The 23,100-nt window shown below is 64.0% G+C and carries 19 protein-coding genes and 1 riboswitch; of the genes, 3 read left to right on the top strand and 16 right to left on the bottom strand.

Annotation, left to right across the window (positions count from 1 at the left end):
- Window positions 1–408: 408 nt before the first annotated feature.
- A complete protein-coding gene (ppnN, locus tag F3J45_RS12455; protein ID WP_167062533.1) occupies window positions 409–1,782 on the bottom strand; it encodes a nucleotide 5'-monophosphate nucleosidase PpnN in 1,374 nt (457 codons plus the stop codon).
- 63 nt (window positions 1,783–1,845) lie between these two features.
- Window positions 1,846–2,907 (bottom strand): YeiH family protein, encoded by a 1,062-nt coding sequence (locus F3J45_RS12450; protein WP_167062530.1) that lies wholly within the window; start codon window positions 2,905–2,907, stop codon window positions 1,846–1,848.
- Window positions 2,908–3,019: 112 nt separating this feature from the next.
- Here F3J45_RS12450 and F3J45_RS12445 point away from each other — a divergent pair, with 112 nt between their 5' ends.
- On the top strand, window positions 3,020–3,907 hold the full coding sequence (locus F3J45_RS12445) for a LysR family transcriptional regulator (protein WP_167062527.1): 888 nt from the start codon (window positions 3,020–3,022) through the stop codon (window positions 3,905–3,907).
- A gap of 23 nt (window positions 3,908–3,930) precedes the next feature.
- On the opposite strand, the gene F3J45_RS12440 is transcribed toward F3J45_RS12445, so the two are convergent.
- The 5 genes from F3J45_RS12440 to F3J45_RS12420 all read right to left on the bottom strand — a co-directional run bounded on the left by F3J45_RS12440 (window position 3,931) and on the right by F3J45_RS12420 (window position 8,397).
- The gene (locus tag F3J45_RS12440; RefSeq protein ID WP_167062524.1) at window positions 3,931–4,437 is read right to left on the bottom strand and encodes a flavin reductase family protein; all 507 of its coding nucleotides are present in this window, start codon (window positions 4,435–4,437) and stop codon (window positions 3,931–3,933) included.
- A gap of 57 nt (window positions 4,438–4,494) precedes the next feature.
- The gene (locus tag F3J45_RS12435; protein ID WP_167062521.1) at window positions 4,495–5,523 is read right to left on the bottom strand and encodes a methionine synthase; all 1,029 of its coding nucleotides are present in this window, start codon (window positions 5,521–5,523) and stop codon (window positions 4,495–4,497) included.
- Between the two features lie 28 nt (window positions 5,524–5,551).
- On the bottom strand, window positions 5,552–6,535 hold the full coding sequence (locus F3J45_RS12430; RefSeq protein WP_167062518.1) for a DUF1852 domain-containing protein: 984 nt from the start codon (window positions 6,533–6,535) through the stop codon (window positions 5,552–5,554).
- Between the two features lie 222 nt (window positions 6,536–6,757).
- On the bottom strand, window positions 6,758–7,579 hold the full coding sequence (locus F3J45_RS12425; protein WP_167062515.1) for an amino acid ABC transporter permease: 822 nt from the start codon (window positions 7,577–7,579) through the stop codon (window positions 6,758–6,760).
- Window positions 7,576–8,397: an ABC transporter substrate-binding protein gene (locus F3J45_RS12420; protein WP_167062512.1), complete on the bottom strand. Its 822-nt coding sequence runs from the start codon at window positions 8,395–8,397 to the stop codon at window positions 7,576–7,578. The genes F3J45_RS12425 and F3J45_RS12420 overlap by 4 nt, the downstream gene beginning before the upstream one ends.
- 103 nt (window positions 8,398–8,500) lie before the next feature.
- Between F3J45_RS12420 and F3J45_RS12415 the strand changes: the two genes are divergently transcribed.
- On the top strand, window positions 8,501–9,400 hold the full coding sequence (locus tag F3J45_RS12415) for a homocysteine S-methyltransferase family protein (protein WP_167062509.1): 900 nt from the start codon (window positions 8,501–8,503) through the stop codon (window positions 9,398–9,400).
- Window positions 9,401–9,748: 348 nt separating this feature from the next.
- Here F3J45_RS12415 and F3J45_RS12410 read toward each other — a convergent pair whose 3' ends face one another.
- The 3 genes from F3J45_RS12410 to F3J45_RS12400 all read right to left on the bottom strand — a co-directional run bounded on the left by F3J45_RS12410 (window position 9,749) and on the right by F3J45_RS12400 (window position 11,220).
- Window positions 9,749–10,519: a CbtA family protein gene (locus F3J45_RS12410; protein ID WP_167062506.1), complete on the bottom strand. Its 771-nt coding sequence runs from the start codon at window positions 10,517–10,519 to the stop codon at window positions 9,749–9,751.
- Window positions 10,520–10,533: 14 nt separating this feature from the next.
- On the bottom strand, window positions 10,534–10,752 hold the full coding sequence (locus F3J45_RS12405) for a CbtB domain-containing protein (protein ID WP_167062503.1): 219 nt from the start codon (window positions 10,750–10,752) through the stop codon (window positions 10,534–10,536).
- A 59-nt stretch (window positions 10,753–10,811) separates the two neighbouring features.
- Window positions 10,812–10,872, bottom strand: a riboswitch (cobalamin riboswitch).
- Window positions 10,873–10,992: 120 nt separating this feature from the next.
- Window positions 10,993–11,220: a hypothetical protein gene (locus F3J45_RS12400; protein ID WP_167062500.1), complete on the bottom strand. Its 228-nt coding sequence runs from the start codon at window positions 11,218–11,220 to the stop codon at window positions 10,993–10,995.
- A gap of 252 nt (window positions 11,221–11,472) precedes the next feature.
- Here F3J45_RS12400 and F3J45_RS12395 point away from each other — a divergent pair, with 252 nt between their 5' ends.
- Entirely contained in the window at window positions 11,473–13,584 is a 2,112-nt protein-coding gene (locus tag F3J45_RS12395) for a TonB-dependent siderophore receptor (RefSeq protein ID WP_205300489.1), read from the top strand.
- A gap of 159 nt (window positions 13,585–13,743) precedes the next feature.
- Here F3J45_RS12395 and F3J45_RS12390 read toward each other — a convergent pair whose 3' ends face one another.
- The 6 genes from F3J45_RS12390 to F3J45_RS12365 form a co-directional block, all read right to left on the bottom strand.
- Entirely contained in the window at window positions 13,744–14,769 is a 1,026-nt protein-coding gene (locus F3J45_RS12390) for an HlyD family secretion protein (protein ID WP_167062497.1), read from the bottom strand.
- Window positions 14,766–16,850 carry a hypothetical protein gene (locus F3J45_RS12385; RefSeq protein ID WP_167062494.1) on the bottom strand — a complete coding sequence of 695 codons (2,085 nt, stop codon included), beginning with the start codon at window positions 16,848–16,850 and terminating at the stop codon, window positions 14,766–14,768. The genes F3J45_RS12390 and F3J45_RS12385 overlap by 4 nt, the downstream gene beginning before the upstream one ends.
- A gap of 12 nt (window positions 16,851–16,862) precedes the next feature.
- The gene (locus tag F3J45_RS12380) at window positions 16,863–18,191 is read right to left on the bottom strand and encodes a glycosyltransferase family 2 protein (RefSeq protein ID WP_167062491.1); all 1,329 of its coding nucleotides are present in this window, start codon (window positions 18,189–18,191) and stop codon (window positions 16,863–16,865) included.
- The gene (locus F3J45_RS12375) at window positions 18,191–19,558 is read right to left on the bottom strand and encodes a diguanylate cyclase (RefSeq protein ID WP_167062488.1); all 1,368 of its coding nucleotides are present in this window, start codon (window positions 19,556–19,558) and stop codon (window positions 18,191–18,193) included. Before F3J45_RS12375 ends, F3J45_RS12380 begins: the two co-directional genes overlap by 1 nt.
- A gap of 115 nt (window positions 19,559–19,673) precedes the next feature.
- Entirely contained in the window at window positions 19,674–20,396 is a 723-nt protein-coding gene (locus F3J45_RS12370) for a CPBP family intramembrane glutamic endopeptidase (protein ID WP_167062486.1), read from the bottom strand.
- Between the two features lie 216 nt (window positions 20,397–20,612).
- Window positions 20,613–23,078 (bottom strand): TonB-dependent receptor, encoded by a 2,466-nt coding sequence (locus tag F3J45_RS12365; protein WP_167062483.1) that lies wholly within the window; start codon window positions 23,076–23,078, stop codon window positions 20,613–20,615.
- Between the last annotated feature and the right edge of the window lie 22 nt (window positions 23,079–23,100).

The following is a 23,100-nucleotide window of genomic DNA, read 5'->3' as shown; positions in this document are numbered from 1 at the left end:
ATCCGGCCCCTACGCTGCGCTTCGGGGTTCCCTCGCTCCGGCCTTGCTCCCGGGAGGACCGCGCTGCAGGCCCCATCCTGGGGCCCAGCGCTTGACGGGCATCCATGCCCGTCACCTCCCTCCGCAATGCCTACGCTCGGCCTCCTAAGGTCGCAATCTGCGTTTGCTGGGCTACCGTGCGCTTAGAAGCAACAGCAAAAGCAGAGCAACAGCAAAAGCAGAGCAAAAGCAAAAGCAGAGCAAAAGCAAAAGCAGAGCAAAAACAAAAGCGGGGTATGGCTCACCCACATAGGTACAAATCAGTTCACGCACATGGGTAACAGTCCAATTCCCTGTGGGAGCGGGCTTGCCCGCGAACACCGGCATAGCCGGTGCCATGCGACGCCTGCTGCCTCGGTAGAACTGGCCTTAGGTCACAACCTGATAGCACGGCACATACGCCGCCCCCCCAGGCAACTTCATCCGGTGCTGGTCGACAAACGCCTGCAACAGGTGCCCCAACGGCTCCAGCACCGCCGCATCGCCACGGATCTGGTACGGCCCGTGCTCCTCGATCAGGCGAATGCCCTTGTCCTTCACGTTCCCCGCCACAATGCCGGAAAACGCCCGGCGCAAGTTGGCCGCCAGCTCGTGGGGTGGCAGGTTGCGGCGCAGGGCCAGGGCTGCCATGTTCGCGTGGGTGGGGTCGAAGGGGTGCTGGAAGCCCTCGTCGATCTTCAGCAGCCAGTTGAAATGGAAGGCATCGTTGCGCTCGCGGCGGAACTGCTTCACAGCCTTCAGCCCCTCCACCATGTGCCGGGCAACCTCGGCCGGGTCATCGATGATGATCTGGTAGTGGCCCTGGGCAGCCTCGCCCAGGGTGGCACCCACGAAGGCGTGCAACTGCAGCAGGAACGGCTCGGCGCTGCGCGGCCCGGTCAACACCACCGGGAAGGGCAGGTGCTGGTTGTCCGGGTGCATGAGGATGCCAAGCAGGTAGAGGAATTCCTCCGCGGTGCCGGCGCCACCGGGGAAGATGATGATGCCGTGGCCAACCCGCACGAAAGCCTCCAGGCGCTTCTCGATGTCGGGCAGGATCACCAGCTCGTTGACGATCGGGTTCGGCGCCTCGGCGGCGATGATGCCCGGCTCGGTCAGGCCCAGGTAGCGGCTGCCGTGCATGCGCTGCTTGGCGTGGGCGATGGTGGCGCCTTTCATTGGCCCCTTCATCACCCCCGGGCCGCAGCCGGTGCAGATGTCCAGCTTGCGCAGGCCCAGCTCGTGGCCGACCTTCTTGGTGTACTGGTATTCCTCGCTGCTGATCGAATGGCCGCCCCAGCACACCACCATTTTCGGCTCCACGCCCGGGCGCAGCGTGCGGGCATTGCGCAGCAGGTGGAACACATAATCGGTGAGGCCCTGGGAGCTTTCCAGGTCGATGCGCTGGCTGGCCAGCTCGCTTTCGGTGTAGACGATGTCGCGCAGGGCGCTGAACAGCATCTCCCGGGTGCTGGCGATCATTTCGCCGTCGACGAAGGCGTCGCCGGGGGCGTTCAGCAGTTCCAGGCGCACGCCGCGATCCTGCTGGTGAATGCGGACCTCGAAGTCCTTGTAGGCTTCGAGGATGGTCTTGGCATTGTCGACATGGGCGCCGGTGTTGAGGATGGCCAGGGCGCACTGGCGGAACAAGGTGTAGAGGCTGCCAGTACCGACTTCACTCAGTTGCTGGACTTCACGTTGCGACAGTGTCTCCAGGCTGCCCTTGGGGCTGACGGATGCATTGATGACATGGCGTTGAGGCATGTAAGTCTTTCCTGTGCAGGTAAAAACATCCTTGCAAGACAACACCATACCGTTCAGTGCGCGTCAACCCATAAGCCGTTGTACACCCAGGGTAATTGCCAGGCCGCCGGCCACCAGCCACAGGTTGAGCAGGGCGCCGGTGACCAGTGCGCGAGGCCCGGCCTGGCGAATTTGGCTCCAGCGGGTTTCCATGCCCAGGGCGGTCATGGCCATGGTCAGGGCAAAGGTGTCGAGGCCGTTGACCGCCTCGGTCACGCCGGCAGGCAGCACCTGCAGCGAGTTCACCAGCACCAGGGTAAGGAAGCCGAAGGCGAACCAGGGCATGGCGATGCGGCCGTTGCCCTGGCCCTGGCCGGGCTGGCGCGAGCGGCTGATCCACAGGCCGACCACCAGCAGTACCGGCACCAGCAGCATCACCCGGGTCATCTTGACGATGGTGGCGATATGGGTAGCTTCGGGGCTGACGTTGCTCGCGGCGCCCACCACCTGGGCGACCTCGTGGATCGTGCCGCCCAGGAACAGCCCGGCGCCCAAGGTGTCCAGGTGCAGCCAGCCAGCATTGATCGCCAGCGGGTAGAGGAACATCGACAAGGTGCCGAACAGCACCACGCTACCGACTGCCATGGCGCTTTTGTGCGGTGCGCTGCGCAGCGCCGATTCAAAAGCCAGCACCGCAGCCGCACCGCAAATGGCACTGCCGGCGGCAGTCAGCAGGGCGGTATCGCGGTCCAGCTTGAGCAGCCGGGTGCCGCACCAGTAGCCAATCAACAGGGTACTGCTCACCACCAGCAAGGACACGGTCAGCCCCGACCATCCCACCTCGGCGATTTCTTGCAGGCTCACCCGCAGGCCAAAGAACGCCACGGCGATGCGCAGCAGGCCGCGGGCGGAGAAGTTGATGCCGGCCGCCCAGCTGGCCGGTACGCCATCGCGCAGGGCGTTGCCGTACAAGGCGCCGGCGACGATGCCAACGATCAGCGGGCTGATGCCCAGGTGGGCGATGGCGGGCAGCGCCGCCAGTTGAGTCACCGCCAGCGCGAACAGCGCGACGAACAGGATGCCGTTGAGCCGCCCTCGGGTAGAGAGGGTAGGCGCAAGGCCGGGGTTGGACGATACCGTGGCCATGTGAGTCCTCCGGAAAAGGTGTTTCGACAGGGCCTACGTTAATCTGGTTATAAGCTTATAAAAAATCGTAATTTGAAATGGCAAATATCCGAATAGCTGATATTTTTAGAAAATGACTCCAGAACAGCTGATAACGTTCGCCACCGTGGCCGAGCATGGCAACATCAGCCACGCCGCCCAGGCCCTGCACTTGTCGCAACCGGCAGTCTCCGGCCAGCTCAAGCTGCTGCAGGAAGACTTTGGCGAGCCCCTGTACCAACGCGCTGGCCGCGGCGTGCGCCTGACCGCGGCCGGGGAGCAGTTGCTGGCCCATGCCCTGCGCCTGCGCGAAACCTTCCACCAGGCCCAGGCCCTGCGCGAGGCTTTGCGGGGCCTTGAGCGCGGTACCTTGCGCATCGGTGCCAGCACCACGCCGGCCAGCTACCTGCTGCCGTACCTGATCGCCGATTTCCATGGGCGCTACCCGGAAGTGCTGGTCACCACCGCACACGGCAACACGCGGGAAATCGTTGCAGCGCTGGGCAACGTCGACATCGCCCTGATCGAGGGCCCGCCGGGGCAGGAGTTGCCGCTGGGGACGGGCGTCACGGGGTGGCGGCAAGACGAAATCGTGGCGATCGTGCCCAATGGCCATCCGCTGGCGGACACCCAGGAGCAGAGCCTGGCGGTGCTGGGCGCCTACCCGCTGGTGCTGCGTGAAAGTGGCTCGGGGGTGCGGCAGATCGTTGAGCGGGCGTTCGCCCGGCATGGCGTGGCGATGCGGGTAGCGCTGGAGATTGCCGGCGTGGAAGGGGTCAAGGAAGCGGTGCGGGCGGGCATGGGGATTGGGTTTGTCTCGGCCATGTCGATTCGCCATGAAGACGGCGTGCTGCGCCAGGTGCGGATTGCGCCAGAGCCGCTGGTGCGGCAGTTCTCCATCTTGCTGCCCCATGCTGCCACGCCCTCACGGGCGGCAGCGCGGTTCATGGAGCTTTGCATCGGGCTGCCAGGCGTTGCTTGAGCGCACCGCCTGCAGTGATTGCCTCAGGCGCACGCCTGCACGAGGTTGCAATACTGCCCCTTGAAATACAGCAAAGGCTGCGTGGCGGCGACTGCCTGTTGGTCCATCGCTTTCACTTCGCCAATCACGATCAGGTGATCGCCTGCCACGTGTTCGGCGTGGATCTCGCAATCCAGCCAGTGCAGGCTACCGGCAATCACCGGGTTGCCCAGCGGCGAAGCCTGCCATTGCACCCCGTGCCATTTGTCGGTGCCACGGCGGGCAAACTGATTGGAAATGGCCACCTGCTCGCCCGACAGGATATTGACCGCAAAGCGCCCGGCCTGGCGGATACCGGGATAGCTGGCGGAGCTGGCCATGACACTGAACGAAACCAGCGGCGGGTTCATCGACACGCTGTAGAACGACTGGCAGGTGAAACCCAGTGGCTCGCCTTCATGCTGCGAGGTAATGACCGTGATGCCGGAGGCGTAGTGCCCGAGCGCCTCGCGAAAGCGCAAGGGCTCGATGGCGTTACCAGGACGTGACATGGGAAATCCTATCGATGTGGGGCAAGGGCCTGGCATTGGCCAAGCCCTTGCGGCTCATTAACGCGACAGTTCGCGGCGCACGATCTCTGCACCGGCGCTCAGCGCCTTGAGCTTGCCGTTCGCCACCTGGCGCGGCAGGGGGGCCATGCCGCAGTTGGTGCACGGGTAGAGCTTGTCGGCGTCTACGAACTGCAGGGCCTTGCGCAGGGTATTGGCCACTTCCTCGGGGGTTTCGATGGCATGGTTGGCCACGTCGATGGCGCCGACCATGACCTTCTTGCCACGGATCAGCTCGATCAGGTCCATGGGCACGTGGGAGTTGTGGCATTCCAGCGAGACGATATCGATGCTGGACTTCTGCAGTTTGGGGAAGGCTTCCTCATATTGCCGCCATTCCGAGCCCAGGGTCTTTTTCCAGTCGGTGTTGGCCTTGATGCCGTAGCCGTAGCAGATATGCACGGCGGTTTCGCACTTGAGGCCTTCGATGGCCCGCTCCAGGGTGGCGACGCCCCATTCGTTCACTTCATCGAAGAACACGTTGAAGGCAGGCTCGTCGAACTGAATGATGTCGACGCCAGCGGCCTCCAGCTCGCGGGCTTCCTGGTTGAGAATCTTGGCAAACTCCCAGGCCAGTTTTTCGCGGCTCTTGTAATGGGCGTCGTACAGGGTGTCGATCATGGTCATGGGGCCAGGCAGCGCCCATTTGATCGGCTGCGAGGTCTGCTGGCGGAGGAACTTGGCATCCTCGACGAATACCGGCTTGCGCCGTGCCACTGCACCCACCACCGTCGGTACACTGGCATCGTAGCGGTCACGAATTCTGACTGTCTCGCGCTGTTCGAAATCCACGCCGTCGAGGTGTTCGATAAAGGTGGTGACGAAGTGCTGGCGGGTTTGTTCGCCATCGCTGACGATGTCGATGCCGGCGTGTTGCTGTTCTTGCAGCGCCAGGCGCAGGGCGTCTTGCTTGCCCTCGACCAGTTCATCGCCCTGCAGTTTCCACGGTGACCACAGCGTCTCCGGCTGGGCCAGCCAGGCGGGTTTTGGCAGGCTGCCAGCGGTGGACGTGGGGAGCAGTTTCTTCATCTGGAATAACCTTGAATAATAGAAGCGATCAATGAGCGTATTGCGCAGACCACTGCGCGAGCGTTGCCTGATACGGCTTGACGAATTGTTCCTCGGCAAACTTGCCTTGTTCGATGGCCAGGCGGCTACGTTCTTCCCGGTCATACACAATGCGTGTCAGCGAATAGTCTTGATGTTTCAAGCTGGGCTGATAAGACTTTCCGGCCGCCGAGTTGGCGTTGTAGATCTCTGGCCGATAAATCTTCTGGAACGTGTCCATGGTGCTGATGGTGCTGATCAGTTCAAGCGGGGTGTAATCGCCCAGCAAATCACCGGCAAAATAGAACGCCAGGGGCGCAACACTGTTGGGCGGCATGAAGTAGCGCACCTTCAAGCCCATCTTCCTGAAGTAGTCGTCGGTCAGCGAATATTCATCCTGCACATATTCCACGCCCAGTACCGGGTGGTGGTTCTCGGTGCGCCGGTAGGTTTTGCTGCTGGAAACGCTGAGGCAGATGACCGGCGCCTTGGCGAAGTGTTGCTGGTAGGCTGCGGAGTTGACGAACGCCTTGAACAGCTGGCCGTGCAGGTCACCGAAATGCTCTGGCGTGCTGAATGAAGCCTGGCCTTTGTTATGCCCCAGCAACAGGACGCTGAAGTCGTAGTCGCGCACGTAGGAGGAGAAGTTGTTGCCAACCATGCCGTCGATGCGCTCGCCGGTGTGGTGGTCGACGATGGTGGTTTTCAATATTTCGATCAGCGGCAGGGCCTGGCCCTTGTGCGTGGTATCAAGGTGCATTTCCACCGAGACGATGTCCAGCTCCAGCGAATAGCGCTCGCCGTTAGGGTTATCCCAGTGCGCCAGGGCATTGAAGCGATTGTTGATCATCTTCAAGGTATTGCGCAGGTTTTCCTGGCGGTTTTCACCCCGGGCCAAGTTGGCGAAGTTGGTGGTGATGCGGGTGTTTTCGGCAGGCTGGTAGTGCTCGTCGAAGGCAATGCTTTTGAGGCTGAAAGTGAAGTCGCTGTTCATCTTGATCCGCTGTCCCGATCCTGGGGCCACACCCGGTGTTGGGTGGTTGCTCAGTGATCTGCAAATTGGCTGTGATTAAGATGAAGTTTAAGGATCGGTCGGCGCTGAGGCTAATGAGGAAATTTCAAAGGTTTTTTAGTTCCGCTCATGATGTTTTTTCATCATGAGCGGTTTCGGGGACGGGTGATCGAGCGCCGCCGGGGCATCAAGTGAGCACAGGCACTACCGCTGGTAGGCTTTGCCGAAATGCCGTTCCAGGCGTGCCTGCACCAGTTCCAGCAGGATCGACAGCACCCAGTAGATCACTGCCGCCGTGGTCAGCATCTCCAGGTAACGATAGCTTGAGCGGCCGTAGGACTGGGCCAGGAACATCACTTCCCACACGCCCATCACCGAGATCAGCGACGAGTCCTTGAGCATGGAAATGAACTGGTTTGCCGTGGGCGGAATGATGACCCGCATGGCCTGGGGCAGGGTGATGCTCCAGAAGATCTGGGCCGGGCGCATGCCCAGTGCCAGGGCGGCTTCGCGCTGGCCGCGGGCAACCCCGAGTATGCCGGCGCGGAAAATTTCGCTCAGGTAGGCGCCGTAGTTCAGCGACAAGGCAATGATGCCGGCGCTGATGGCGCCGGGCACCAGGCCCAGCTGCGGCAGGCCCAGGTAGATCAGCAGAATCTGGATCAGCAGCGGCGTGCCGCGAAAGAACGAGGTGTAGAAACTGGCGACGCCCACCAGCACTGCACTGCGCGATAGCCGCGCCAGCGCCGCGGCAAAGCCGAACAGCACCGACACCACCATCGAACACAGGCACAGGAACAAGGTCAGCGCTGCCCCTTGCAGGAACCCGTTGGGCCCGAGCTTGAAGCCGGCGAGGTTGGGGAACTTGTCCAGGATGATGGCGAACTTCAGGTCGAAACTGAGGAAGAACGCCACGAACAGGGCGAACAGCGCCAGCCAGGTCAGGTACAACCGGGTGCGGAACCCGAACAGGTGAGCGCCCGTGGCATTGGCCACGGGCTTGGGGGAAGGTTGAAAGGCGCTCATTTGCTGATGTCGGCACCGATCCATTTCTGCGAGAGCTTGGCCAGCGTGCCGTCAGCCTTGAGTTCGGCGAACACCTGGCGCACCTTGGCATCCCACTGCGGGTCGCCTTTCTCGATGGCCACCGAGTTTGGTTCTTCGTACAGCGGTGCGCCGGCCAGCTTGAAGCGCTTGTCCTGATCCAGGCGCGGTTGCGCGGTCACCAGGTTGGTGAGAATCGCGTCCAGGCGCACGCCGGCACCCAGGCCCAGGTCCTGGAAGGCGACGTTGTCGGTGTCGTAGGGGGCGACCTGGACGAAGTCGAACGGGTAGTCGATGTGCTGGTCTTCGGCACCTTCGATCACCAGGTTCTTGTTGAGGTAGCTCTCGTAGCTGGAGGCACTGGTCAGCCCGACCTTGCGCCCATCCAGGTCCTTGGCGGTGTGAATCCGGTCGTCGTTGGCGTTGACCACGATCACGGCAGGCGAGGCGTAGTATTCCACGGGGAAGTCGAACACCTCGGCCCGTGCCTTGCTCGGGGTCATCGAGCAAATGCAGATGTCATAGCGCCCGCTCCAGCGGCCAGCGGCGATCACGTCCCAGGATGGGGTTTCCAGGCGCAACTTGACGCCGAGCTTCTGTGCCACGGCCTTGGCCACATCGACATCGAAACCGTCCAGCTGGTTCTGTTCGTTGAGGAACGAGAAGGGCGGGTAGCTCTCCATCAGCACGTTGACCATTTCCTTGTTCGACTCGACACGCTCCAGGGTGGAGCCGGCAAGGGCGTGGGAGGCGGAGGCGAGCAGCAGCAGGCTGGAGCCGAGCAAGGCAGCGAAGCGCATGTAAATACCTGAAAAATTGGCTGAAAATCGAGTAGGGTATTTAATAGTTATAGGTCCTCCAAACATAATGAATTTTAGTCATAAGCACCTTTAGAGAAGTTATATGAAACAGCGAGCGATGGTGGTCCTGGATGGCGGCATGGGGCGGGAGTTGCAGCGCAGCGGCGCACCCTTCCGCCAGCCGGAGTGGTCGGCACTGGCCCTGAGCGAAGCGCCCGAGGCCGTTGTGGGCGTGCACGCGGCGTTCATCGCCGCCGGTGCCCAAGTTATCGCCAGCAACAGCTACGCCGTGGTGCCGTTCCATATCGGTGAGGAACGCTTTGCCCGGGAAGGGTTGCAGTTGGCCACGGTTGCCGGCCAGTTGGCCCGCCGCGCCGCCGATGGCAGCGGCGGCCAGGTACAGGTGGCAGGTTCGCTGCCGCCGCTGTTCGGCTCCTATCGGCCAGACCTGTTCCAGCCCGAGCGGGTTGCCGAAGTGCTGGCGCCGCTGTTGCAGGGCCTGGCCCCGCATGTGGACCTGTGGCTGGCAGAAACCCAGAGCTCGATTGCTGAAGTCCGTGCCATTCACGCTCAGCTGCCCGCGGACGGCAAGCCGTTCTGGGTGTCGTTCACCTTGCAGGACGAAGAGGTCGATGCCACCCCGCGCCTGCGCTCGGGTGAGCCGGTGGCCGAGGCGATCGAGGCGGTGGCAGGCCTGGGGGTAGCGGCGGTACTGTTCAATTGCAGCCAGCCGGAAGTCATCGGCGCGGCGGTGGACGTGGCCCATTCGCTGATCCAGGCCAAGCAGGCCGATATCGCCATCGGCGCCTACGCCAACGCCTTCCCGCCGCAACCCAAGGAAGCGACGGCCAACGATGGCCTGGATGAACTGCGTGAAGACCTCGACCCGCCAGGTTACCTGGCCTGGGCCCAGGACTGGCGTCAGCGCGGGGCCAGCCTGATCGGCGGCTGCTGTGGCATTGGCCCGGAGCACATTGCTGTGCTCAAGCGCAATTTGGGCTGAAAGGATATTTCTGTAGGAGATAGCCCAGCCCTTGCGGGCTGCGCTGTCGCGCAGGGAACCGTGCCAGCAGTCGCGCCGCAATGCGTGGGTGCCCAAAAATGCGATACGCGAACACCGGCGCTTGACCTACACCACAACCATCTCCAGGCCAGCGCCGTCCCCGGTAGGAGCGAGCGCAGCTCGCGATGGGGCGCGCAGCGGCCCCAGGGTTTCAGCCTCGCGGTTCATAGTGCCGGGGCTGCTTTGCAGCCCATCGCGAGCTGCGCTCGCTCCTACAGGATTCACCGTTAAATCAGATGGTTACGGTTTGTTCCATAGGAGCGAGCGCAGCGCGCAATGGGCGTTGGCTCAGGACTGCAGGCGGGCGTTGTGGCGGTTGCGTGGGGCCAGTACCGGGCCTTGGGCCAGCCAGCCGAACACCAGGCCGAGCACGCTCCACAGCACCACGTGGATGCCAAGCGAAGCGATGCGGAAGTTCCACAGCAAGGTGGCCGAGAAGCCCTCGGGCACTTCGTTGATGGCCGGGAACAGCTTGCCGGCCACGGCCATGATCACGCCATAGAGCACGATCGCCGCAACCGCCGCGGTCCAGCCACCGTGGCGAGCCAGCAGCTTGCGGAACAGGTTCACCGCCACCACCAGCGCTGCCAGCGACACCACCAGCATCAGGAAGAACAGCTTGGTGCGCTGGCCGATGGTTTCAGCGTCGCCCACCGATGGCGGGTTGGCCGGGTACTTGAGCCCCGGCACCAGGATCACGCTGATGAAGGCCAGCAGCGCAAGGATGGCCGCCAGGCCACGCGGGCCTACCTTCAGGCCACCCATACGGCCCATGGCGAAGGCGAACACCAGGGCGAAGATGCCGCCGATCGATACGCTGTAGATCACCACACCGGTGAACAGCCCGACGCTGCTCTGCACCGCGCGGCTGACCAGTTCCTCTTCTTCTTCGTCGGCAGCGCCGCCGCCGTGGTCATGGCTATGGGCATGGGCCACGGATTCTTCGAAAGCGATGGCTTGGTCCACCGAAGGCTCACCGAACACTTTCGCAAAGCCAAAGGCGAGGATGCCCGCCAACAGCCCGGCAAGCATGCCGCGCAGCAGGAGATTGCCTGTCATGTCACAACCCTCGGTCAGTGGCAGGGGAAGCCCAGCAGGTGGCGGCCGTCATGCACGAACTCGTGCACGTAGGCACCGGAGATCAGTGCGGTGGCACCTTGCTCGGCACCGACGAAATAGATCGCCAGCAGCAGGAGCAGGCCGGCGAAGATGGCCCAGGGCAGAATCTCGCTCAACGGCAGGGACGGCAGCGACAGGTCGCTGTCGGCGGACGTGGCAACGGTGGTGGACATACGAAGCTCCTGGAGAATGACGCGTTCGGTCAGGATGTTATTAGGGGGGATGGCATTGGGGTCTGGCTCTCGACGTGCGATTACAGTGGCGCGACCGCGCCGGGCTTACACCGGCTTCCCAATCAGTAACAAAATAATACATCTTGGCCTTGAAGTCTTTCATGAAGCTTCATAAGGCGAATGGGGCGACGAAGTTCGCGCGCCCCCTTGCAGGCATGGCCCGTGATTCACGCCTATGGGTCAAAGATGTTTCTTGGCCTCTTTGTCGATGTGCTTGTCTTCCTTGTGGCGTTCCTTGTCCAGGTGTTTGGCGCCCTTGTCCACTTCCTTGGCGTCATGCTTGGCGTCCTTGTCCACATCTCGCACATCCTGGCGAACGTCCTTGGCAACGTCGCCCTCGGCGTGTGCCATCGGCAGAGCCAGAAGTGCGGTGAAGGCAATCGCGCAAGCGCTGAAGGTTTTTTTCATGGTGACTCTCCTTTTTGGTGCACTGGAATTCCTGCTTCATCACTCAATGCACCCTAGTCGAAAATAACCAGAGCGCCACTATCGCCCAGCGCGCCCCCCAATAGGGCCAGGCATCCAGGCGCCACCTAGCATGACGAACCCCACCCTTAAACATGAAAAATAAGTTAAAAAAACGTGATACCAATGTGATGTAGATTCGTATTCCTATTTAAAAATGAATCCCGTTTACATTCACTCCCTGGGGCTTTTTCCTTGAAACGTCACCTTCCTGCCAGCCTGTTGCTGGTCGGCGCCTGCAGCGCCATGCCCGTCGTTCACGCCGCCGACGACCTCACCCTGCCTGCGACGCAGATCGAAAGCACACGTGACGAAGGCGAGGGCCCGAGCCAGGGATATGAAGGCCACGCCTCCTCCAGCACCACCAAGCTGGGCCTGACCGACAAGCAGACGCCCCAGGGCGTGACCACCATCACCCGCCAGGCGCTGGATGACTTCAAGATCAACGGCATCAAGGACGCCCTGCGCGCGGCGCCCTCGGTGACCGTGGAGCAGACCGAAACCGACCGAACCGAATTCACCTCCCGCGGCTTCGACATCAACACCTTCGAATACGACGGCATGGGCATGCCGTTCGTTGGCACAGTGCTGGTGGGTGACCAGGACCTGGCCGAGTATGAGCAGGTAGATGTGCTGCATGGCGCCAATGGCTTGATGAGCGGAGCGGGCAACCCGTCTGCCACTGTCAACTTCGTGCGCAAGCGCCCGACCGACACCTTCCAGGCTCAGGTCGACACCAGCGTCGGTTCCTGGGACAGCCGCCGTGTGGATGTCGATGTGGCCGGCCCGCTGACGGATTCGGGCAAGGTGCGCGGCCGCTTCATCTATTCCCACGACAAAGGCAATTCGTGGATGGACCGCTACAGCCATGAGCGCAACGTGGCCGCCGGCCTGCTGGCGTTCGACGTGACCGACGCCGACACCGTGACCGTCGGTTTCTCCCAGCACAACAGCGACTCCAACGGCAGCACCTGGGGCAACCTGCCGCTGGTCGACAGCGCCGGTAACGCCATTCACTACAGCAGCCGCAGTAGCAGCATCGGCCAGCCATGGACCTACTGGAACCTGCACACCCAGCGCGCCTTCGTCGAGCTCAAGCACGATTTCGGCAACGACTGGAATGCCACGCTTACCGCCACGGGCATTCAGGAAAAGCAGAACACCAACATGCTCTACGTGTACTCGGTCACCGGCGACGACGCCCAGGCCTATGCCAACCACACCAGCAGCGAAGCCCACCAGTTGCTAGGCGAAGCGAAAGTGCAGGGACCGTTCAGCCTGTTTGGCCGCGAGCATCAGCTGACCTTCGGCGCGGCCTACGGGCGCACCCACCAGAAAAGCCATGAGTATGACGAAGACATCGAGCATGGCGGTGAGTTCGACACCTCGTTCTCGGGCATCCTGGCCGGCGCCACCTCCATGCCGTCGTTCGGCGTGACCAGCGAAGGGCTGTCGCAGAACTTCCAGGACACCCAGAAGAGCGTGTTCGCCGGGGCGCGTTTCAGCCTTGCCGACGACCTGCACTGGATCGCCGGTGCGCGCATGCTCAGCGCCGATGGCAAGGGCGAGAGCTTCGGTGCTGAATACTCCACCCGCGCGCACGGCAAGGTCACCCCCTACACCGGCCTGGTCTATGACCTGAACCCGTCGTGGAGCCTGTACGGCAGCTGGACCAAGATCTACGCCCCGCAGTACAACAAGGCTGGCGATGACGGCAAGCAGCTCGCGCCGCTGGAAGGCAAGAGCATGGAGGTGGGGATCAAGGGCAGTGTGATGGACCAGCGCCTGCACCTGACCGGCGCACTGTTCAAGACCGAACAACGCAACGTGGCCGTGGACATGGGCTTCAATGGCAATTGGGAAGTCTACTCGCCGGCCGATTTCAAGAGCCATGGTGTCGAGTTGCAGGCCTCTGGCGAAGTGATGCCAGGCCTGGACCTGTTGGCAGGTTATACCTACGTGCGCATCGACGACGACAATGGCGAGCGTGCGCGCAAGTATGTGCCAACCCACAGCGTGCGCGGCATGCTCACCTACCGCCTGCCAACGTTGCCGCAGATGAAAGTCGGTGCCCGGGTCAGCTGGCAGACTGGCGTTGAAAGTGACACCAACAGCGCCATCCACCAGAACGCCTATGGCCTGGTCGACCTGATGACCAGCTACGACATCGACAGCAACTGGAGCACCTCGCTGAACCTGAACAACGTCACCGACCGCAAGTACCTGCTGTCGCTGTACAACAACGCCAGCACCGCCAGCTACGGTGCCCCGCGCAACCTGACGGCCTCGGTGACCTGGAAGTATTGATGTGAGCCTGGGTAGCAAGCGCGCCGCAATTTCTCATGGAACATATCGCAACTTTCTGTAGGAGCGGGCTTGACCCGCGAAATATGCGACGCGGTGCATGGCACCGGCTGCGCCGGTGTTCGAGGGGCAAGCCCGCTCCTACAGGGGATGTGTTATCGCTTACAGGCCACCGAACAGCGGCACGCGCCGATCGGCAAAGCGCACCCGCACCGGCAGCGAGTCGATTCGCCATTCGCTGTCCAGCGGCTGGGTGAAGCGTGCCGGCACCATCAGGCCGCGAGCCGGGCTGCTGAACGGCTTGCGCAGGTCGCTGGGCAGTGGGTTGGCGCTCTCAGCGTTGCTGATGACCTCGGCGCCTACCCAATCGCCATTGGGCAGGCGCACATCCAATGCCGAGCCTGGGGTGGAGTGCTCGACGTCCTTGGGGTCCAGGTACACCCACAGCTGCGCCGGGCCTTCGCGCTCCAGGCGCATCAGCAAGGTGCCGGGGCCAACGTTCTCACCGGGGGCGGCAATCACCTCGGCCACCCGCCCGGCTTCACTGGCGTGTACATCCAGGCGCGCCAGCTGCTCTTGCAGCCACTGCCCCTCGCGCTGCTGCTGTACCTCGTAGCGTTGGCCTGCACCCCCGCTCAGGCTGCGCTCGAAGGCCAGCAACTCGGCCTCGCGGCTGTCCAGCGCATTCTGCGCCTCCAACACTTCGCCACGGGTGGCTGCGCCTTGCGCAAGCAGGCGGCGGGTGTCGTCGACCTTCTTCGCGGCGCGGTCCACCAGGCTTTGCAGCACTGCCCGGTTGTGCGCACCCAGCCCTGCGGTGCTGGCGTTGCCGTTGACGGCACTGGCTTGCAGCAGGCTCAGGCGCAGCCGCCAGTCGGGGTTGTCCAGGTCGACCAGCGGTGCGCCGGCCTGAACGTGGTCGCCCACCTGCACGCGCAGCGCACGCACTTCGCCTGGTTGCATGGCCCGCACCTCCAGGGTGGGCAGGCGCACCAGCGCCGGGGCTTCGACGCGCAGCAGGGCCAGGCCATAGTGGCCAACCAGCCACAGCGCCGGCAGCAGAATCAGGCACAGGATCAGGTACCAGCGCAGCTTGAAGGCCAGGCGCTTGCCGGGGGCATACAGCACCTGCATGCCGTTGTCCTGGGTGGGGTGGTGTTCCTTGGGGCTGCGGAATCGGATTTTCATCGGCTTCTCGGGTAGTCGGTCCAGGATTGCCAGTCGATGCCGCTGATACCAGCCGGCAGCAATGTGTGTTTCCAGGTGTCGGCCTGGGCTTGCAGCTGGCTGCTGCCGGCATCGGCCCAGCTCAGCGCTGCCGGTTGGTCAGGCTCCACGCTTTGCGCCAGGCGCATGTGCAGCCCTGGCCAGGCGCGGGCGATTTCAACGGCGCGGGTGCTGCTGGCTTGCGCGTTGCGGGTGTAGATCATCAGGCTTACGTCTTCGATGCCCAGGCGCTGCAGCTCACACGGCACGCATGGCGAGCGCTTGGCCTGTGCCTGGAACCAGCGCGGGTGGCTCGACAGCTGCACCGGCCAGGGGCTCGCGGCCTTGGCCTGGCGCAGGGTTTCCAGCCAGTCGTGCAGGCGTTGGTCGGGCACCGGCCAGCCCAGCTGTTCCACTTCCAGGTCCAGGTGCAGGCCATCGAAGGGCAGCTCGCGCAACTGGCCGAGCAGCTCCAGCAACTGGGCGCGGTGCTGCGGTTTGATCCAGGCGGGGTCGCCGAGCAGCAGGTTGACCTGCAGGCCCTGGCGATGGGCGGCGCCCAGCAGTGCACTCAGGTTGGCGCGGGTGGCGGGCAGGTTCTGGATCTGCCGGGCATCCAGGCCCAGGTGGATGATGCCGATGCCGGCCTTGCGCAGCGCCTGCAGTTCGCTGGCCTGGGTGGCGGCGGCCAGCAGGCGCTGGCTTTGCCAGGCGTAGGTGCCCAGGCGCCAGTTGCCGGTGCGTGCCACTGGCCCGGTGGCGCCGGATTGCCAGCGCAACCACTGCTTGCCCAGCAGTGCCTGGAAGGCCGGGCTGTCGTCGCCGAACAGGCGCAGGGCGGCGTCCTGCAGCCAGGTGGCGTGCCAGGCGGCGATCTGCGCGAAACCTGCGTTGTAGCGGTCGACCTCGGCCTGTTGCAGGCGCAGGCTGGCTTCGCCTGCGTCCAGGCTGGAGCGCTGACGGCGCTCGGCGACGATGCGCTCCAGGGCCTCGCGGCGTTCGCTGCGCCAGGCGTATTCATTGGCGTTGCGTCGTTGCTGCTCGATCACCTTGCCCAGTTCGCGCAGCAGCGTGCCATGCTCGGCTTCCTTGGCCTGTACCGCCGCCTGGTAGCGCGCTTCGCCTTCGCGGCTGCGGGCCGAGCCATAGTCGAGCAGGTCGAGCGGGGCGCTGAAGGTGACCCCCACGCTCAGGCCGCTGCCGCGGTCGGCAGCGCCGCTGCGCTCCTCCACGGTCTGGGTGACGTTGAAGTAGGAGTCGATGGCGCTGTACCAAGGCCGCTCGCGGCCCTGTTCGGCCAGCGCCAGTTCGGCATCGCGCCGGGCCATGCGCGGGTTGCCCTGCAACTGGTTGCGCCAGGCCTCCAGCGCCTGCGGGTGGGCGGCCAGCGGTGCGGCAACCGGGGTATCGCCGGGGCTGATCGCCACCCCCAGGCTTTGCAGGCTGGCACGCACATCGGCAAGCAGGTCGGCTTGCAGTGCGCAGCGGCGGGTTACCGCCGACCATTCGCTGCGCATCAGGCGTGCATCGGACGGCAGAATCCACTTGCCTTCCAGGCGGGTGCGCAGCTGGGTTTCGGCGGTGCTGGCAGCGGCCTGCACGCCTTCGCACAGTTGCTGTTCCTGGCTGGCGCGCCACCAGTCGGCATAGGCGCTGCGCACCGCCAGGCGCTGGCGGGCTCGTTGGTATTGCTGTTGGATGCGGCCCAGGCGCACGTCACGCTCGCTGGCGTGCACGGCCTCCAGCCGCCGCGCCAGGCTGCCCAGCAACGGGTAGCGCACGCCAATGGCCGCGTTGCGGCCGTAGTAGTCGTCGCGCACGTCCTCGGTGACCAGTTCGTGGTAGCGGCCGGCATTGGCGTTGCCGAACACCTCCCAGCCGCTTTCGCTTTCGCGTTGTTGCTGCGCTGCGTAACGGGCCTGCAGCTCGGCATTGATGGCGGCGCCAGCCTGGCCATCGCCGGCTTGCTGCAAGGCCTGCTCCAGGGTAATGGGCGCAGCATTGGCCAGCAGCGGGGCGCAGAAGGCCAGCGGCAGCAGGTGTCGTGCTGTGTGCAAGATCATGTCAGAAGTGCCTTAGAACCGATTGGCCCGCTTGAGTACCCACCAGGGCGCCATGCTCGATTCCTCGTGCCCGCGCCGCAGGGTTTCATTGAGAATGGCGACCACGCTCCAGCAGCGCAGGGCGTACATCGCCAGGGGGTAGAACGGCAGTATCCAGGCCAGTGCCAGGTCTTGCCGGGGGCGCTCGCTGACCATCAGCATCAGCCCCAGGTACAGCAGGCCGCTCATGGCCAGGTACAGCGCGTAGATCAGCAGCGAATAGAACAGCAAGGCCGTCGGCGGCAGGATGAACAGCGCCACCAGGCTGTAGCCGACGATGATGAACGGCAGCACCAGCTGGAAGAACAGCCCGCTGACCAGCAGCATCAGGAAGTTCGGCCAGCCCAGCAGCTTCGGTGTGAAGGCGTGGCGGTGCTTGCGCAGGTAGATGAACAATAGGTCGCCGTCCCAGCGCAGGCGCTGGTCGAGAAAACCGCGCAGGGTCGCCGGGGCGTCGGTGTGGCCAATCGCCCGTGGCTCGAATGGGATGCGCAGGCGGTAACGGCGGAAGTAGCTTTTGATGCGCAGGGTCAGGTCGAGGTCTTCGGCGGTGTGGGTGTCCCAGCCGCCGATCTGTTCGAGAAAGCTGCGGCGAAAGGCACCGAAGGCGCCGGACACGTTGTTCACCAGGTTCCATTCGGCCAGGCCGATCTTGCACATGTGGATCGACAGCAGGTACTCCAGCGCCTGCATCCTGGCGATCCACGATTGCCGGGCGTTGCGCACCCGCAGGCTGCCCGCCACCGCCGGCACCTTGGGGTCGGCGAAATGGCGCACCATGCGCAGCACCATGTCGTTGTCGAACGAGGTATCGCCGTCGACGTTGATCAAGATTTCACCGGTGCTGAATGCCAGCCCGCTGTTGAGCGAGGACACCCGCCCACCCCGTTGCCATTTGGCGATTGGCCGTAGCAAGCGGTTGCGCGGCAGCCGCTGTTCGGCCTTGAAGCGCCGCACCACCTCGGTGGTGACCTGGTTGGCCGCCGCGCCATCGACGATCGGAATGATCTCGATCACGCCGGGGTAGGTTTGCTCGGCCAGGCTGCGCAGGGTCAGCTCCACGTCCTTGCCTTCGCTGTAGCAGGTGATGATGCACGACACCCGCGGATACCAGGCCTGGTGCAATGGAACCGCGCTGCGTTCGCGCACGAACCAGCGCAGGGTGCCCAGCAGGACCAGCAGGTTCAGCGGCACCTCCAGCAGCAGGAAGTAGGGGAACACCATCAGGAACAGCCGCCAGTGCCCGTCGGGGCCCTGGATCTCGGCCAGCCAGAGGTGCAGGTGATCGAGCAGGCCGGCCATCACAGTTCCCCCGCCAGGCGTGCCATCAGCAGTTCGGCGTTTTCCTTTTCCACCAGCTGGGCCGGGGCCACGCAGCCACTGGTGGTCAGCACGATGTCTTGCAGGTCCTGGCCGACGAACAGTTCGCTGATCTGGTTCAGGCGTTCGGTCACCCGCTGCAGGCCGACGCTGTCGGTGTACATCAGCAGCAGCCAGAGGTGTTCCTCGGTGGTTCGGGTACAGCGGTCGGTGTCGCGGATGGCCACCTGAATGCGCTCGATCAGCGCGTCGAGCAGTGCATGACCGCGTTGTGGGCCCAGGCGTGCCAGGGCGGCGCCGAGGTTCTTGAAGCGCACCCCGAGCAGGGCAAAGCTGGGCTCGCCGTGGCGGGCGATCAATTCCAGCTGCCAGTCGAGCAAGGTGCGGAAGGTGTTCACGCCCACCAGCGAGAGGCCGCCGAAATAAGGGTCGAAGCCTTGGTCCAGGCCTTGGCGCGCCGCCAGCAACCCGGCTTCGGAAAGCCGATAGTCGTGAATGTTGCGCACCAGCAGTTCATCGGGGGCGTGCTGCTGGCCACAGTCCAGGCAGCGCGCCTGGATATCGGCATCGACGAAGAACGCCGAGCAGGCCTGGCAGCTGTAGTTCTCCAGTGGCCGGTCATAGTCGGTGCCGATGTGGCGCAGGCGTGTCAGGCAGTTGGGGCAAACCAGCACGCCGTCTTTGAGGTAGTCGGCCTGGGCACCGACGTGGCCACAGGTGAAGCAGTGCAGGGAGGGCTGGCGCACGATATCCAGCGCGCTGCATTCCACGCAGACATCCACGTAGTTCAGGTGGCCGCTGCCACAGCTGCGGCACAGGCGAATGCGGTCGACCAGCGTGGTGCTGTCCAGCAGGTTGCGCTGGGCCAGGCCCTGCACCAGGGCATGGCCGTTGAGCTGGTCGTCGCCCAGTGCATCGACCAGCGGGTAGTGGTAGAGGGCAGGGGAGCGTGGGCTGCGCAAGGCCTTCAGGCTGCCAGGGGCGCGCAGCCAGAGGTAGGCCAGCACCTGCGCCTGCGGCCCTTCCGGTGGCTGCCCACGGTTGAACACAGCCAGGCGTTCACGCCATTGCTGCAGGGCACTGGCCGGGTGTGCGGGCAGCGGGCCATCGGCCAGCGCAGCGGTGAGGGGGTGGTCGCCCTGGCAGTAGATCAGCGTCAGGCCGTAGGCCGGGTGGCGCCTAAGCTGGTGCACCCAGTCGGCATTCTGCTCGGGGCTGGCGGTGAGCTCCAGCAGGTCGAAGGCGGGCTCGGCGAGCAGGGCCTCAAGGCTTGGGAAACGGGCCGTGATGGCGGGGTTCGAAGTGGGACCGGGGCCTAAGGCGGCGAAACGTGGCGTCGGGGCAGTCATTTGCATTCCAGGTTCGAAGTCTGGAATGTGCGACCTGCGTTTGCCCGGTAAAGTTCTACAAAAGGATTAATCTGTACAACTTTAGAGTGGGTGCTCTAGTGCGATCGTGGGGTGTTCATGCCAGCGGGGCGCCGATCAGCAGAATTGCGCTGCCATGGGCGGCGGCGGCCGGCCAGGTGCCCCATTTCAGCCTCACAGCGGCGCAGACCAGCCCCTCGACGAAGGTGAACAGCATCACCGGCCAACCCAGGTCGGTCAGCACCAGGGCCAGGTAGCCATGGCAGGCGGCAAAGGCACAGGCACTGCCGAGCGCGGCCCGCCAGGGGCTGGTGTGCTGTTCCAGCAGGCCTTGCAGCATGCCGCGAAACAGCACCTCTTCCAGGGCGTTGCCGGCCAGGGCCAGCGTGGCAAAGCCCAGCAGCCATGGCAGGGGCGCCAGTCCGAGGCCCAGGTGCAGCCTGATCGGCAAACCGATCAGGCACCCTGCGGCAACCCCCAGGGCGATGCCGGCCGTACGGTTTCCCTTGAACCCCACCACCCATTGCCAGCACGTTGGCAGCCCGCGCGCGAGCAGGCCAAGCAGTGCCAGCGAGCCGGTGCCCAGCGCCGCCAGCACCCAGGGGTTGGCATGGAAGCGCAGCGGCGGCTCGCCGCCCAGTGCCCAGATGGCGCTGGGGGTCATCATGTCACGGGTGCAGACGAAGGCCAGCAGCAGGATCAGCACGTGCATGCCTGCTTGGCTGCGCGGCGTGAGCCACAGCCACAACGCGAACAGCCCCAACAGTGGAAGCAGGCGCCAGAGGTAGCCCTGCAGAATGGGGAGCGCTTCGAGTGGCATGACTTCGTCCGTTAAGTCTGAGGCGGGCAGTGTACAGCGGTTGCTGGTCGACGCGTTGTCGTACTCTTTGATTTAACAAATGACCCTGTAGGAGCGAGCGCAGCTCGCGATGGGCTGCAAAGCAGCCCCAGCACTATGAGCCGCGAGGCTGAAACCCTGGGGCCGCTGCGCGCCCCATCGCGAGCTGTGCTCGCTCCTACCGGGGCAGCGTGTAGGTTAGAAACTACCTTTCAAGGTCACCATGTAATTACGCGGCTCCCCGTAGTAATTCCCGCCGCTGCGATCACCTACCGTCGAGTAGTACACCTTGTCGAACAGGTTGTTGCCATTGAGCGCCACGGCCCAGTGCGAATCGATCTGGTACTGCACCCGCGCGCCCCAGATGGCATACCCCGGTTGCTCGGTCTTGGCAGTGCCAGACAACCTGGATATAGCGCTCTGGGCATTCACGCCTGCGCCTACGCTCCAGCGGCTCAGGTTGCCGGCCAGCGCATAGTCGCCCCAGGCCCGCAACGCGTGGCGCGGTACCAGTGTGTTGTAAGTGCTGCCATCGACCGCCGCCACATTGCTGTTGCGCACGTTGCTGCTCAAGGTTTCGGTCGCGGTATAGGTGTAGCCCGCTGTCAGTTGCAGCCGCTCGACGGGGGAGCCTGTGAGCTCCATCTCCACGCCTTGGGCGCGGACCTTGCCTGCGTCTACCGAGCAGGAGGCGCAGATGCTCTTGTCGGTGACCGCCACAGCAGCATGCTCCTGGTAGGCACGGAACAGGTTCAGCGAGCCATTGAGCGCGCCGTCGAACCACTCGCCCTTGACCCCCAGTTCATAGTTGGTGCCGGTTTTCGGCTCCAGCACCTTGCCACTGGCATCGGTATAGGACTGTGGCTGGAAAACATCGGCGTAGCTGGCATACACCGTCAGGTGCGGCGTCAGGTCGTACAGCACGGCGGCGAACGGCGTGACTTGCCCGGTTTCCCGGCGCTCATCGATCGGCGCCACGCCGTAGGCATGGCTGTCATTGGTGTAGTGCCAGTCGCTGACCCGCGCCCCGAGCACCACGGTCATGGGATCGGCCAGTTTCAGGCGCAAGTTGGCATAGGCCCCTTGCTGCTTGACGGTAGTTCTCGACGGATACGGCCAGCCACCGCGGTAGCTGTTGTTGATGATGTAGTCGTTGCTCGGTTCGGTGAAGCGCGTGGGGTTGAAGACATCGGAGCGCTGCTGCAGGAAGGCCAGCGCCCAAACATCATGGCTGTGGGAGTAACTGGTGTTGGCACCCACGGTCAGTTCGTGCTCCAGGCCAAAGGCGCGGAATTTGCCGTCCAGGTAGCCGTCGAAGCCGTAGTCCACCGAGTCGTAGTCGAACAGGCCGGCGATCGACTGAATCGCCGATGACGTGGCCCCCGGGGTCACGTAGCCAACCCCTATGCCCTGGGCATACTTCATGTCCTGCTGGTTATGGCTGTAGGCGCCTGCCAGGCGCGCGGTCCAGTCTTCGTTCAGGCGATGCTTCACGTCGGCGAACACCGACGTACGCTCGCTATCCCAGTGGTTCCAGCTGGCGCCCAGGCAGGTGGAGCGCTTGAGCTTGATGTCCGAACCGTCGCTGTAGCTGGGCAGGCCACCAAAGCAGGGTGTGGCGTTGAGCTTTTCATAGGCGATGGCAATGCCAGCGGTGGTGTCGTCGGAGAAGTCGTAGTCCAGCGCGCCGTAGGCAAGCTGGTCTTCGCGCTTGCCGTAGTCGTAGAAGTACCGGCGCTTCTGTTCGGCAACCACCGCGCGCCCCCGTAGCGTGCCCTCGGCATTGAGCGGGCCACCGACATCTACCTGGCTGCGGTAGTTGTCCCAGGTGCCACCGGACAAGGTCACGGTTGCAGTCGGCGTGGCCTGGCCGCGCTTGCGCACGAAGTTCACCGCGCCGGCCGGGGTGCCGGCGCCCTGCATCATGCCGGCGGCGCCACGCAGCAGCTCCACCTGCTCGTAGAAGGCCATGTCGCTGCTGAAACTGTTGGCCTGCACATAGCTGCCGCCGACATCCAGCGGCACGCCGTCGTACTGGAATGGCGCATCCATCTTGAAGCCGCGCGAGTAGAAGTACTTGCCGCCCATGGGCGAGCCGGAGACGGTGATGCCAGGCGTTTGTTCCATCACCTGATCGATGGTGTTGAGGTTCTGGTCATCCATGCGCTTGCGGGTCATCACCGTGACCGACTGCGGGGTTTCCCTGATGCTGTGCTCGCCCTTGCCGAGGGTAATGGCCCTTGTGGTATAGGAGGTGGTCGGCTCGACCGTGGTCCCCAGCGCGGCATTGACGTTGGTGGCGCCAAGCTCAAGGGCCGCGCTGTCGACCGCGTGCAGCCGGTATTGCCCGGGGCCGCTTGGCTCGGCGGCCAGGCCTGTGCCCGACAGCAGCATGGCAAAGCCACCCTCGACATCGAAACTGCCCTGCAACCCTTGGCTGGAACGGCCAGTGGCCAGTTCGCTCAAGCCCACCAGGTAAACCCCAGACTCGGCGGCGAAGCGTGACAGCACCTGGCTCAACGGCCCGGCGGGAATCGCGTACTGGCGGCTGGCGGCCTGGGCGGTGAGCGGTGCGGCGGCGAGCCAGGTGGTGGCCGCAATGCTGGCCAGGCAGACGGAAAAGCTCAGGCGGGCGGTGAACGGTGCGCGTGCTGGACGAAACATCATGTGGTCCTTGTCCCCGTTG

It is taken from the genome of Pantoea sp. Ap-967 (assembly GCF_011752565.1).
In the GTDB taxonomy this organism is placed as follows: Bacteria; Pseudomonadota; Gammaproteobacteria; order Pseudomonadales; family Pseudomonadaceae; genus Aquipseudomonas.
Note: the sequence above shows the minus strand (reverse complement) of the source record. Positions and strands in the feature narration are given on the sequence as shown.

What these genes read in the sequence shown, in the direction of transcription:
- ppnN (WP_167062533.1), bottom strand. Translation starts at nt 1,782, where the DNA reads ATGCCTCAACGCCATGTCATCAATGCATCCGTCAGCCCCAAGGGCAGC.
- F3J45_RS12450 (WP_167062530.1), bottom strand. Translation starts at nt 2,907, where the DNA reads ATGGCCACGGTATCGTCCAACCCCGGCCTTGCGCCTACCCTCTCTACC.
- F3J45_RS12445 (WP_167062527.1), top strand. Translation starts at nt 3,020, where the DNA reads ATGACTCCAGAACAGCTGATAACGTTCGCCACCGTGGCCGAGCATGGC.
- F3J45_RS12440 (WP_167062524.1), bottom strand. Translation starts at nt 4,437, where the DNA reads ATGTCACGTCCTGGTAACGCCATCGAGCCCTTGCGCTTTCGCGAGGCG.
- F3J45_RS12435 (WP_167062521.1), bottom strand. Translation starts at nt 5,523, where the DNA reads ATGAAGAAACTGCTCCCCACGTCCACCGCTGGCAGCCTGCCAAAACCC.
- F3J45_RS12430 (WP_167062518.1), bottom strand. Translation starts at nt 6,535, where the DNA reads ATGAACAGCGACTTCACTTTCAGCCTCAAAAGCATTGCCTTCGACGAG.
- F3J45_RS12425 (WP_167062515.1), bottom strand. Translation starts at nt 7,579, where the DNA reads ATGAGCGCCTTTCAACCTTCCCCCAAGCCCGTGGCCAATGCCACGGGC.
- F3J45_RS12420 (WP_167062512.1), bottom strand. Translation starts at nt 8,397, where the DNA reads ATGCGCTTCGCTGCCTTGCTCGGCTCCAGCCTGCTGCTGCTCGCCTCC.
- F3J45_RS12415 (WP_167062509.1), top strand. Translation starts at nt 8,501, where the DNA reads ATGAAACAGCGAGCGATGGTGGTCCTGGATGGCGGCATGGGGCGGGAG.
- F3J45_RS12410 (WP_167062506.1), bottom strand. Translation starts at nt 10,519, where the DNA reads ATGACAGGCAATCTCCTGCTGCGCGGCATGCTTGCCGGGCTGTTGGCG.
- F3J45_RS12405 (WP_167062503.1), bottom strand. Translation starts at nt 10,752, where the DNA reads ATGTCCACCACCGTTGCCACGTCCGCCGACAGCGACCTGTCGCTGCCG.
- F3J45_RS12400 (WP_167062500.1), bottom strand. Translation starts at nt 11,220, where the DNA reads ATGAAAAAAACCTTCAGCGCTTGCGCGATTGCCTTCACCGCACTTCTG.
- F3J45_RS12390 (WP_167062497.1), bottom strand. Translation starts at nt 14,769, where the DNA reads ATGAAAATCCGATTCCGCAGCCCCAAGGAACACCACCCCACCCAGGAC.
- F3J45_RS12385 (WP_167062494.1), bottom strand. Translation starts at nt 16,850, where the DNA reads ATGATCTTGCACACAGCACGACACCTGCTGCCGCTGGCCTTCTGCGCC.
- F3J45_RS12380 (WP_167062491.1), bottom strand. Translation starts at nt 18,191, where the DNA reads ATGGCCGGCCTGCTCGATCACCTGCACCTCTGGCTGGCCGAGATCCAG.
- F3J45_RS12375 (WP_167062488.1), bottom strand. Translation starts at nt 19,558, where the DNA reads ATGACTGCCCCGACGCCACGTTTCGCCGCCTTAGGCCCCGGTCCCACT.
- F3J45_RS12370 (WP_167062486.1), bottom strand. Translation starts at nt 20,396, where the DNA reads ATGCCACTCGAAGCGCTCCCCATTCTGCAGGGCTACCTCTGGCGCCTG.
- F3J45_RS12365 (WP_167062483.1), bottom strand. Translation starts at nt 23,078, where the DNA reads ATGTTTCGTCCAGCACGCGCACCGTTCACCGCCCGCCTGAGCTTTTCC.